This is a genomic window from Massilia sp. CFBP9026 (genome assembly GCF_034045165.1).
In the GTDB taxonomy this organism is placed as follows: Bacteria; Pseudomonadota; Gammaproteobacteria; order Burkholderiales; family Burkholderiaceae_D; genus Telluria; species Telluria arenae.
Map to the genome: position 1 here is coordinate 177,373 of NZ_JAXCWH010000010.1, position 12,011 is coordinate 189,383.

The 12,011-nt window shown below is 66.6% G+C and carries 5 protein-coding genes; 2 read left to right on the forward strand and 3 right to left on the reverse strand.

What is annotated here, in order from left to right:
- Positions 1-5: 5 nt before the first annotated feature.
- Positions 6-4,025: a phosphoribosylformylglycinamidine synthase gene (purL, locus tag SOM28_RS22375; protein ID WP_320469503.1), complete on the reverse strand. Its 4,020-nt coding sequence runs from the start codon at positions 4,023-4,025 to the stop codon at positions 6-8.
- A 210-nt stretch (positions 4,026-4,235) separates the two neighbouring features.
- Between purL and SOM28_RS22380 the strand changes: the two genes are divergently transcribed.
- On the forward strand, positions 4,236-5,867 hold the full coding sequence (locus SOM28_RS22380; RefSeq protein ID WP_320469504.1) for a tetratricopeptide repeat protein: 1,632 nt from the start codon (positions 4,236-4,238) through the stop codon (positions 5,865-5,867).
- Positions 5,868-5,873: 6 nt separating this feature from the next.
- Here SOM28_RS22380 and SOM28_RS22385 read toward each other — a convergent pair whose 3' ends face one another.
- The gene (locus SOM28_RS22385; RefSeq protein WP_320469505.1) at positions 5,874-6,185 is read right to left on the reverse strand and encodes a hypothetical protein; all 312 of its coding nucleotides are present in this window, start codon (positions 6,183-6,185) and stop codon (positions 5,874-5,876) included.
- 609 nt (positions 6,186-6,794) lie between these two features.
- A complete protein-coding gene (locus tag SOM28_RS22390; protein ID WP_320469506.1) occupies positions 6,795-10,397 on the reverse strand; it encodes a hydantoinase B/oxoprolinase family protein in 3,603 nt (1,200 codons plus the stop codon).
- A 109-nt stretch (positions 10,398-10,506) separates the two neighbouring features.
- Here SOM28_RS22390 and SOM28_RS22395 point away from each other — a divergent pair, with 109 nt between their 5' ends.
- The gene (locus SOM28_RS22395) at positions 10,507-12,006 is read left to right on the forward strand and encodes an NAD(P)H-hydrate dehydratase (protein ID WP_320469507.1); all 1,500 of its coding nucleotides are present in this window, start codon (positions 10,507-10,509) and stop codon (positions 12,004-12,006) included.
- Positions 12,007-12,011: the final 5 nt, after the last annotated feature.

The window sequence follows — 12,011 nt, forward strand, 5'->3', positions numbered from 1 at the left end:
GTCGGCTAGCCAACCCACTTGCGCGCATTGCGGAACATGCGCATCCAAGGCGACTCATCGCCCCACGCTTCCGGCGCCCACGAATGCGTGGCCGCGCGGAACACGCGCTCTGCATGCGGCATCAGCACGGTGAAGCGGCCGTCATCGGTGGTGACCGAGGTCAGCCCGCCCGGCGAACCGTTCGGATTGAACGGATACACTTCGGTCGCCTGGCCGCGATTGTCGACGAAACGCATCGCCTGGTTGACCGCGTTCAGATCGCCAGTCAGCGAGAAGTCGGCGAAGCCTTCGCCGTGGGCGATGGCGATCGGCGCCTGGGTGCCGGCCATGCCCGCGAAGAAGATCGACGGCGAGTCGAGCACCTCGACCATGCCGAAGCGCGCTTCGAACTGTTCCGACTTGTTGCGGGTGAACTTCGGCCACGCCTGCGCGCCCGGGATGATCGATTTCAGGTTGCTCATCATCTGGCAGCCGTTGCAGACGCCCAAGCCGAAGGTATCCAGGCGCGCGAAGAATTTCGCGAACTGGTCCGACAGCTGCGGGTTGAACAGGATGGTCTTGGCCCAGCCCTCGCCCGCACCCAGCACGTCGCCATACGAGAAGCCGCCGACGGCGATGACGCCGTGGAAGTCGTCCAGTTTGGCGCGGCCGGCGATCAGGTCGCTCATGTGCACGTCGACCGCCATGAAACCGGCCTGGTGCATCACCCATGCGGTCTCGATATGCGAGTTGACGCCCTGCTCGCGCAGGATTGCCACGCGCGGACGCTTGCCCGTCGCGATGAACGGCGCGGCGACGTTTTCATCCAGGTTGAAACTGATCTTCGGCGTCATGCCGATATCGGTTTCGTCCAGCAGACGGTCGTATTCCGCATCGGCGCACGCCGGGTTGTCGCGCAGGCGCGCGATGCGCCAGCTGGTCTCGCTCCACAGGCGGTGCAGGCTGCTGCGCGATTCGTTGTAGATCACCTTGGCATCGCGCGTAAACTCGATCGCGCCGCGGTCGTTCAGTTTGCCGATGATGTGGCTGCAGGCGCCCAGGCCCTGGTCGCGCAGCACGTTCATCACAGCGCTCTTGTCGTCGGCGCGCACCTGGATCACGGCGCCCAGCTCCTCGCTGAACAGGGCGCGCAGGGTCATCTCGTTGCGGCGCTCGGCCACCTGGCCAGCCCAGTTCTTGGCGTCGCCCCAGTCGGATGCGTGCTCGCCTTCCATGGTCAGGATGTCGAGGTTGACCGACACGCCGGTGCGGCCGGCGAAGGCCATCTCGGCGAGCGTGGCGAACAGGCCGCCGTCCGAGCGATCGTGATAGGCCAGGAGCTTGCCGTCTTTGTTCAGCTGCTGGATCGCGACGAAGAACGCTTTCAGGTCTTGCGGCGAATCGACGTCCGGCACCGAGTCGCCCAACTGCTGAGTCACTTGCGCCAGGATCGAGGCGCCCAGGCGGTTCTTGCCGCGGCCCAGGTCGACGAGGATCAGGGCGGTGTCGCCGGTGTCCGTGCGCAGTTGCGGGGTCAGCGAACGGCGCACGTCGGTGACCGGCGCGAACGAGGACACGATCAGCGACACCGGAGAGATGACGGCCTTGTTCTGGCCCTCGTCGTTCCAGGTGGTGCGCATCGACAGCGAATCTTTGCCGACCGGGATCGACACGCCCAGCGCCGGGCACAGTTCCATGCCGACGGCCTTGACGGTATCGAACAGCGCCGCATCCTGGCCTGGCTGGCCGCAGGCCGCCATCCAGTTGGCCGACAGCTTGATGTCCGAGATGTCGTCGATCGCGGCGGCCGCGATATTGGTGATCGCCTCGCCCACGGCCATGCGGCCCGATGCGGCGGCGTCGATCACGGCCAGCGGGGTACGCTCGCCCATCGCCATCGCCTCGCCCAGGAAGCCCTCGAAGGACATTGCGGTGACCGCACAGTCGGCGACCGGCACCTGCCATGGGCCAACCATCTGGTCGCGCACGCTGGTGGCGCCGACGCTGCGGTCGCCGATGGTGATCAGGAACGATTTATCGGCCACGGCCGGATTGAGCAGCACGCGGCGCGCCGCTTCCGGCAGTTCGATGCCGGTCAGGTCCACCGGCGGGAACGCATGCTGGATGTGTTCGACGTCGCGCAGCATCTTCGGCGGTTTGCCGAGCAGGACGTCCATCGGCATGTCGACCGGCGCGTTGCCTTCCTGATCGTCGATCAGTTTCAGCTGGCGCTCTTCGGTGGCGGTGCCGACCACGGCGAACGGGCAGCGCTCACGCTCGCACAGCGATGCAAATTTTGCAAGGTTCTCTGGCGAAATCGCCAACACATATCGCTCTTGCGATTCGTTCGACCAAATTTCCTTTGGCGCCAAACCGCTCTCTTCCAGCGGCACTTTGCGCAGGTCGAAAATCGCGCCGCGCTTGGCGTCGTTGACGATTTCAGGGAAGGCGTTCGACAGGCCGCCGGCGCCGACGTCGTGGATCGAGATGATCGGGTTGTTCTCGCCCAGCTGCCAGCAGCCGTTGATGACTTCCTGCGCGCGGCGTTCCATCTCCGGGTTGCCGCGCTGGACCGAATCGAAGTCCAGGTCGGCGGTATTGGTGCCGGTGGCCATCGACGAGGCGGCGCTGCCGCCCATGCCGATGCGCATGCCCGGGCCGCCCAGCTGGATCAGCAGGCTGCCGACCGGAATCTCATCCTTATGGGTATGCTGGGCCGAGATGCTGCCGATACCGCCGGCGATCATGATCGGCTTGTGGTAGCCGTAGACCGCGTTCGCGGCGCCGACATTCTGCTCGTAGGCGCGGAAATAACCGCCCAGGACCGGACGGCCGAATTCATTGCTGAAGGCGGCGCCGCCGATTGGGCCGTCGATCATGATCTGCAGCGGCGAGGCGATGCGCTCCGGCTTGCCATAGACTGCGTCGCTGCGCTCGGCCCTGGTCACGTCCGACGCGTTTTCCCATGGACGCTGGGCGTCCGGCAGCAGCAGGTTCGACACCGTGAAGCCGGTCAGGCCTGCCTTCGGCTTGGCGCCGCGGCCGGTCGCGCCCTCGTCGCGGATCTCGCCGCCGGCGCCGGTCGAGGCGCCCGGGAATGGGGAGATCGCGGTCGGGTGGTTATGGGTCTCGACCTTCATCAGGGTGTGCACCAGCTCGGTCGACGCGCCGTATTCCTGTCCATCGCGCGGGAAGAAGCGGGTCACGGTGGCGCCTTCGATGATCGACGAGTTGTCGCTGTACGCGACCACGGTGCCGCGCGGGTTCAGCTGGTGCGTGTTCTTGATCATGCCGAACAGCGACTTATCCTGCTTGACGCCGTCGATGATCCAGTCGGCGTTGAAGATCTTGTGGCGGCAGTGCTCGCTGTTCGCCTGGGCGAACATCATGAGCTCGACGTCGGTCGGGTTTCGCTGGGCGCGGGTGAAGGCTTCGTGCAGGTAGTCGACTTCGTCTTCCGACATCGCCAGGCCGAGTTCCGTGTTGGCGCGCACCAGCGCGTCACGGCCGGCGCCCAGCACGTCGATGCTTTCCAGCTGCTTGCCTTCGAGCTCGTTGAACAGGTGCTGGGCGTCGTCGGCGCTGCGCAGCACCGATTCGGTCATGCGGTCGTGCAGCAGCGCGCTGACCGCTTCCACTTCCTCGCCGCTGAGCTTCTTGGCGGCGCCGATGCTGCTGCCCAGGATGCCGCTCTTGAGCACCACGGAGTAGCCGACGCCGCGCTCGATGCGGTGCACGTGGGCCATGCCGCAGTTGTGGGCGATGTCGGTCGCCTTCGAGGCCCAGGGCGAAATCGTGCCCAGGCGCGGAATGACGAAGAACTCCTCGGTCACGCCCTCGTACAGCGTTTCGGCCGCCGGCTCGCCATAGGTGAGCATGGCCGATAGACGTTGCGTGTCGTCGGTGGAGAGCGGCGCGCTGGCGTCGATGAAGTGGTAGAAGCGTCCCTGGACGGCGGCAATCGACGGGGCGACAGCTTGCAGTTGGCTCAGGAGGCGTTGGCTACGGAAGGCGGACAGGGCATTGGAACCCGGCAGAATCAACATGGCTTGGACAGTCGTTGATGCAGCGTGGCTGCTAGGGTGGAAGATAGCCCGCTATTATACAGTGTTGCACTATGGTCGGGCCGTCGGCCGACTGACAATATGACACTGCAGTTTCCTTGATCGAATTGAAACTTGCCGGTATCTTTACGGTAGACAATATTTAAACGCGCGCCCTCACCGAGGCGCCGGATGACCTGGACGAGAGCGACGATGCAAGAGAATGGAAACCTGACGGTGCTGGTAGTCGACCCGAACCCGGGAATGCGCACCAGCCTGCAGAACATGCTGAACCTGGCCGGCATCGGCAAGGTCGAGTACGCGATCAACGCCAACACGGCCATCCGCCAGCTGCAGCGGCGCGCCTACGACGTCATCCTGTGCGAGTACGACCTGGCCAGCGGCAGCGGCGAAGGGCAAGATGGCCAGCAGCTGCTGGAAGACCTGCGCCACCACCGCCTGATTTCGGCCTCGACGATCTTCATCATGCTCACCTCCGAAGGCGTCTACGACAAGGTAGTCAGCGCGGCCGAGCTGACGCCGACCGACTACGTCCTCAAGCCGTTCACGGTGGAGATGCTCAGCGGCCGCATCAAGCGCGCGCTGGAGCGCCGCGCCGCCCTGCTCCCGGCCTGGCAGCTGGCGGCCCAAGGCAAGCTGCGCGAGGCGATCGCCGCCTGCCGTGACGGCGCTAGCGCCCAACCGCGCTACGCCGCCGACTTCGCCCGCATCCGCGCCGAACTGCACACGACCTTGAACGAGCACCATGAGGCCGCCGAGGTCTATCGCGAGGTGCTGACCGAGCGCCCCCTCGGCTGGGCCGCGCTGGGCATGGCGCGCGCCCTGTTCGCCCTCGACCAGGTCGACGATGCCCGCACCATTCTTGAAGAACTGCTGGCCGCCAATCCGCGCCTGATGGCCGGCTACGACCTGCTCGCGCGCTGCCTGGAGGCGGGCAACGAGCCGGACCTGGCCAAGAAGGTGCTGGAAGACGCGGTGGCGATCTCGCCGCACGTGGTGCGGCGCCTGCGCAAGCTCGGTGAAGTGGCGCTCGCTGCGGGCGACGTCGAAGGCGCCGAAAAATCGTTCCGCCAGGTGGTGACCAAGGCGCGCTATTCCGAGTTTCGCAATCCCGAGGACCACGTCAACCTGGTCAAGACGCTGGTGACGCGCGACGACCTGCTCGGCGCCACCGGCGTGGTGCGCGACCTGGAGCGCTCGATGCGCGGCAACCCGGCGGCCGACGCCTGCCGCGCCTATGCCAACTCGCTGGTGCTCGACAAGAGCGGCAACGTCGGCGCGGCGGTGGCCGAGCTGCAGGCGGCAGTGACGGCGGTGCGTGCCGGCGGCGCCACCTCGCCCGGCCTGCGCATGGACCTGGCCAAGGCTTGCCTGGATCACCAGCTCGACGAGCAGGCTTCGAACGTCATGCTGACGGTGATGAACGAGGCCAACAGCGGTATCTCGGTCGACCAGGCGATGCACGTGTTCGTCAACGCCGGCCGCACCGACATGGTCGAGGGCATGGGCCAGCAACTGCGGGCCCAGGCGCAGATCCTGCTCGGCGTGGCCGACGAGAAGCGCAATATGGGCGACGTGCGCGGCGCGGTGCAGACCCTGCTCGAGGCGCTGCATATCGCGCCAAACAATCTGCAGGTGATGGTTGCGACGGCCGGCGGCATCCTGCGCCAGGTGAACGAGCTGGGATGGGATCACCCGCTGGGCGACACCGCAGCCCAGCTGCTGGAGGGGATTCGCGCGCAGGATGCGCAGCATCCGCGGCTGGTGGCGTTGACCGATGAGTATCAGGCGGCGCGCCGCAAGTACGGTATCGCGACCGCCTAGCCAGGGTCAAGGGTCAGGCATGCCGCGATAGCCGGGCGGCACCGCCATGCCCGGCCAATGGCGGTCGTCCTTCGTCAGGCCGTAGCACATGCTCGACGAGACCATCTCGCCGCTGGAGAGGTCGCGGCAAGCCCACCTGCTGCCACGGTGATCGAAGTTGTCCCAGGCCGTGCCGACCACGGCCAAAGGCGCCGCGGCGCCCGGCGCAAGGACTGCGGCACTCGCCGTGGATCGTGTTTCGGTTGTCGTGCTGCCGCACGCACCCAATGCGCCACATAGCACTAGCAAGGCGAGCCGTGGAACCGATCGATGCGGCATGCATTTTCCTTACGATGTAATCACACGCCCGCCTGGCCCCCCCCCGCACGCCGCGATGGATTAGTCGGCGGCTGAGTTCGAACTGAGTTCAAATCATCGCCGTTCGCGCCCACCTGCTCTATCGTCGTAGCAATTACTTACAAATCCACCGCCGACGACGCCCTGGCACAGGACTAGAATGGGTCATCGTCCCCCGGTGAGGATCTGCCATGAACCCGCAGATCATAGGCGCGGCGAAACGCCTGATTCTTTCGCTATCAATGGCATGCGGTCTCGGAGGCTGCGTGGCCTACGGACCGCCGTATGCGGCCTACGATGGCGCGTATGCGCCCGCTTACGGTTACTCCAGCTATTCGGCCTACCCCTATTACGGCGCCTATCCCTACGGCAGCCCTGCCTACGCCTATCCGCCCGTGACGCTCGGACTGGGATTCTCATACTACGACCGCGGCCCGCGCCACTACGGACACGGCCATCACCACGGCAGGGGCCGCTATCATGGCGGCCACGGATGGCGTGGCCACCATGGCGGACATGGCGGTCGCCATCACGGAGGCCACGGACACGGTCGGGGTCACCCGCGCCGCTGAGCGCATCGAGTAATCCGGATCAGGCAGGCTCCCCGTATCCGCCCCCGCCCGGCGTCTCGATCACGAACACATCGCCCGGCGCCATGTCGGTCTTGCCGATATGGCCCAGCTCCTCGACCAGGCCGTCGGCGCGCTCCACACGGTTGCGACCGCGTTCGGCCTCTTGTCCGCCGGCCATTCCGAACGGCGCATGGATACGGTTGTTGGACAGGATCGCCGCCGTCATCGGCTCCAGGAAGCGCACCTTGCGCACGCCGCCATTGCCGCCATGCCAGCGCCCCGCCCCGCCCGATCCCTGCCGGATCTCGTAACTCTCCAGCCGCACCGGGAAGCGGAATTCCAGGATCTCGGGATCGGTCAGCCGCGAGTTGGTCATATTCGTCTGCACGACGTCGGTGCCATTAAATCCTTCGCCCGCGCCCGAGCCGCCCGAGATGGTCTCGTAATACTGGTAGCGCGCATTGCCGAAGGTGAAGTTGTTCATCGTGCCCTGCGCCGCCGCCATCACGCCCAGCGCGCCATACAGTGCGTTGGTGATGCAGGTCGAGGTCTCGACGTTCCCCGACACCACAGAGGCCGGATAATGCGGGTTGAGCATCGAGCCGGGCGGAATGATGACCTTCAACGGTTTCAGGCAGCCTGCGTTCAGCGGAATCTCGTCGTCCACCAGCGTGCGGAACACGTACAGCACCGCCGCCATGCACACGCTCGACGGCGCATTGAAGTTGTTCGGCAGCTGGCCCGACGTGCCGGTGAAATCGACCTCCGCACTGCGCGTGGCCTGGTCGACCCGGATCGCGACGTCGATGTGGGCGCCGTTATCGAGCTCGTAGTGGAAGCTGCCGTCCTTGAGCGCCGAGATCACTCGACGCACCGCCTCCTCGGCGTTGTCCTGCACATGACCCATATAGGCGCGCACGACGTCCAGGCCGAAGTGCGCCACCATCTTGCGCAGCTCCTCGACGCCCTTCTGGTTCGCGGCCACCTGGGCGCGCAGGTCGGCCATGTTCTGGTCCGGATTCCTCGCCGGGTAGCGTGCGCCTTGCAACATGGCGCGTGCTTCTGCTTCGCGCAGGATGCCGTCCGTGCCATCGACCAGCTTGAAATTATTGATCAACACGCCTTCCTGCTCGATGTGATCCGAGTCGGGCGGCATTGAGCCTGGCGTGGTGCCGCCGATATCGGCGTGGTGGCCGCGTGAACCCACGTAAAACAGGATCTCGTTGCCGGCTTCGTCGAACACCGGCGAGATCACCGTCACGTCCGGCAAATGGGTGCCGCCGTTGTACGGATCGTTGAGCACATAGACGTCGCCCGAGCGCATGCGGCCGGCGTTCTCGCGCATCACGGTCTTGATGCTCTCGCCCATGGAGCCCAGGTGCACCGGCATGTGCGGCGCGTTCGCGACCAGGTTGCCGTCGTGGTCGAAAATCGCGCAGCTGAAGTCCAGGCGTTCCTTGATGTTGACGGAATAGGCCGTGTTCTGCAACCGCAGGCCCATCTGCTCGGCGATCGACATGAACAGATTGTTGAAGATTTCGAGCATCACCGGATCGGCCGTGGTGCCGATCGCGCGCCGTTCCGGCAGCGCTTCCACACGTTGCATTACCAGGTGGTTGTAGCTTGTGACCTGCGCCTGCCAGCCCGGTTCCACGATCGTGGTCGCATTGTCTTCGGCGATGATCGCCGGGCCGCGCACGACGTGCCCGGGCTGCAGCGTGCGGCGCGCGTAAATGCCAGTCTGATGCCACTGCGCGCCGCTGTACATGCGCACGCTTTCCTGCGGCGCCGGAGCTGCTTCCTGCGTCGTCGCGCTCGCCGGCTGCTCGGGCGGCGCATCGGACTGGCCGATTGCTTCCACTGACACGGCTTCGACGATCAATGCGCGCGACGGCATCAGGAACGAGTAACGACGCTTATACGCCTGCTCGAACTGGGCCTGCATGGACGCCACGTCGTCGAACTGCACGACCAGCGCCGAATCGGTGCCCTCGTAACGCAGGTGCACGCGCTCGACCAGCGCGATGCGCCCAGCTTCCACGCCTTGCTTCAGCAGCTGGCCGCGCGCCGCCCCGCCCAAAGTCGCCAGCCGGGTGGCTAGGGTCTCAAGCGCAGCATCCGACAGCTTCTCTTCCACCGCCTGCTCGCGCATCGCGGTCTGGTCGGCCAGGCCCATGCCGTAGGCCGACAGCACGCCGGCCAGCGAGTGGATGAACACCGTCTTCATGCCAAGCGCATCGGCCACCAGGCAGGCGTGCTGGCCACCCGCGCCACCGAAGCTGGTCAGTGCGTAGTCGGTGACGTCGTGGCCGCGCTGCACCGAGATCTGCTTGATCGCATTGGCCATATTGCCCACCGCGATCTGGATGAAACCTTCGGCCACGGCCTCCGGCGCCGGACGTTCGCCGGTGGCGGCGCCGATCTGGTCCGCCATTTCGTCAAAGCGCGCCCGCACAGCGCTCGCATCGAGCGCTTCGTTGCCACCAGGCCCGAACAGTCGCGGGAAGTAATTCGGTTGCACCTTACCCAGCATGACGTTGCAGTCGGTGACCGCGAGCGGTCCGCCGCGGCGGTAGCTGGCCGGGCCCGGATTGGCGCCCGCACTGTCCGGCCCCACGCGATAGCGGCTGCCATCGAAGTGCAGGATCGAGCCGCCGCCGGCGGCCACCGTATGGATGCTCATCATCGGCGCGCGCATGCGCACGCCGGCGACCTGGGTCTCGAAAACCCGCTCGAACTCGCCCGAAAAATGCGACACGTCGGTCGAGGTGCCGCCCATATCGAAACCGATCACACGCTCGAAGCCAGCCAGCCGGCTGGCGCGCACCATGCCGACGATGCCGCCGGCCGGGCCGGACAGGATGCTGTCCTTTCCCTGGAAGGCGCGCGCATCGGTCAGGCCGCCGTTGGACTGCATGAACTGCAGGTTCACGCCGGGCAGCTCACCCGCCACCTGGTCGACATAGCGACGCAGGATCGGCGACAGGTAGGCATCGACCACGGTGGTGTCACCGCGCGCGACCAGCTTCATCATCGGGCTCACCTCGTGCGAGACCGACACCTGCGTAAAGCCGATCTCGCGCGCGATGCGCGCCACCGCGGCTTCGTGGGCCGTGTGGCGGTAGCCGTGCATGAACACGATCGCCAGCGAGCGCAGGCCGCTGTCATACGCCTGCTGCAAGCCGGCGCGGGCGGATGCTTCGTCCAGCGGCTGCACGACGTCGCCGTGTGCGCCCATGCGCTCGTCGATCTCGATCACCTGTGCATACAGCAGCTCGGGCAGCACGATGTGGCGGTCGAACAGGCGCGGCCGGTTCTGGTAGGCGATGCGCAGCGCATCGCGGAAGCCCCGCGTGATGGCGAGCGCCGTCGGCTCGCCCTTGCGCTCGAGCAGCGCATTGGTGGCCACGGTGGTGCCCATCTTGACGGCTTCGACGCTCGCCGCAGGCAGCGGCTCGCCGGCAGCCACGCCCAGCAGGTGGCGGATGCCTGCCACGGCCGCGTCGCGGTACTGTTCCGGATTCTCCGACAGCAGCTTGTGCGTGACGAGTTGTCCATCCGGGCGCCGCGCCACGATATCCGTGAAGGTGCCGCCTCGGTCGATCCAGAACTGCCAATCCATGCCTTGCTCCTGCTGTAACGGGGGAAGCGCCTATTGTAGATCGGACGGCGCGACAACGTTGGCTGAAATGCACGACAATGAATCCATACCCCCAACGATATGAACGAGCATGGAACGACATCTTTACACGGTCGCGCAATTGCGCGCCATCGAACAAGCAGCCTACGCCGGCCTGGCGCCGGGCACCCTGATGCAGCGCGCCGGCAAGGCTGCCAGCGACTTTGCCCTTGAACTGCTGGGCGACCGGCGCGACCGGCCGGTGCTGGTGCTGGCCGGTCCTGGCAACAATGGCGGCGACGCGCTCGAAGCCGCGGCCAACCTGGCCGACGCCGGCGTAGACGCCACCGTCCTGCACCTGCCGGGCCGGCGCGACGCCTCGGCCGAAACGGCAGCCGCCTACGAGCGCGCCCGCGCCGGCTCGGTCGGTTGGATCGACATGCTGCCGCCCGGCGCCGAATGGTGCCTGGTGATCGACGGCCTGTTCGGCATCGGTCTGGAGCGGCCGGTCGACGGCGACTATCGCGAAGTCGTGGTCGGTCTCGAGACGATACACTGCCCGATCCTGGCGCTCGACGTGCCGAGCGGCCTGGATGCCGACACCGGCGCCGTGATCGGCCCGGACGGCATCGCGGTGCGCGCCACCCACACGATCACATTCCTCGGCGATAAACCCGGCCTGCACACGGCCGACGGCCGCGACCATGCCGGAGAGGTGCGGGTCGACATACTCGGCGTCGGCAGCGAGTCACTACCGCGCGCGACGGCGCAACTGAGCGGCCTGCCGCTGTTCGCCGACCGCTTCACGGCGCGGCGCCACAACACGCATAAGGGCAGCTTCGGCGACGTCGCGATCATCGGCGGCGCCCACGGCATGGCCGGCGCGCCAGTACTGTCAGCGCGCGGTGCGCTGTACGCGGGCGCCGGCCGTGTCTACGTGGCCGCGCTGAATACGCCGCCTGGCTACGACAGCAGCCAGCCCGAGATCATGTTCCGCGCGGCCGAGGACTTCGATTTCTTTGGCCGCACGCTGGTGATCGGCCCCGGCATGGGCGACTCGGCCAATGCGATCCGCTTGCTGGCCAGGGCGCTCGACAGCGACAGCCCGCTGGTGATCGACGCCGATGCATTGAACCTGATCGGCGCCAGCCCCGACCTGCAATCGCGCCTGGCGCAGCGCACGGCGCCGGCGGTATTGACGCCGCATCCGCTCGAAGGCGCGCGCCTGCTCGGGATGACGGCGGCGGTCGTGCAGTCCGACCGCCTGGAAGCCGCGCGCGAAATGGCGCTGCGCACCAATGCAACGGTGATCCTGAAGGGCTCGGGCACGGTGATCGCGCGTCCCGATGGCGATGTGCTGGTCAACCCCACGGGCAATGCCGGCCTGGCCACGGCGGGCAGCGGCGACGTGCTGGCGGGGATTTGCGGCGCCTTGCTGGCGCAGGGATGGACCGGATGGGAGGCGGCGGCTGCGGCCACCTGGATCCATGGCGCGGCGGCCGATGCGCTGGTGGACGAAGGCGTCGGTCCGATCGGCATGACCGCCGGCGAGTTGCCGGCAGCCGTGCGCAAGGTATTGAACCGGCTGGTGAAGGATGCCGCCAGCCGTTGATGTAT

Excerpts from the sequence above, each read along its gene's own strand:
- purL (WP_320469503.1), bottom strand. The coding sequence starts at position 4,025 with ATGTTGATTCTGCCGGGTTCCAATGCCCTGTCCGCCTTCCGTAGCCAA.
- SOM28_RS22380 (WP_320469504.1), top strand. The coding sequence starts at position 4,236 with ATGCAAGAGAATGGAAACCTGACGGTGCTGGTAGTCGACCCGAACCCG.
- SOM28_RS22385 (WP_320469505.1), bottom strand. The coding sequence starts at position 6,185 with ATGCCGCATCGATCGGTTCCACGGCTCGCCTTGCTAGTGCTATGTGGC.
- SOM28_RS22390 (WP_320469506.1), bottom strand. The coding sequence starts at position 10,397 with ATGGATTGGCAGTTCTGGATCGACCGAGGCGGCACCTTCACGGATATC.
- SOM28_RS22395 (WP_320469507.1), top strand. The coding sequence starts at position 10,507 with ATGGAACGACATCTTTACACGGTCGCGCAATTGCGCGCCATCGAACAA.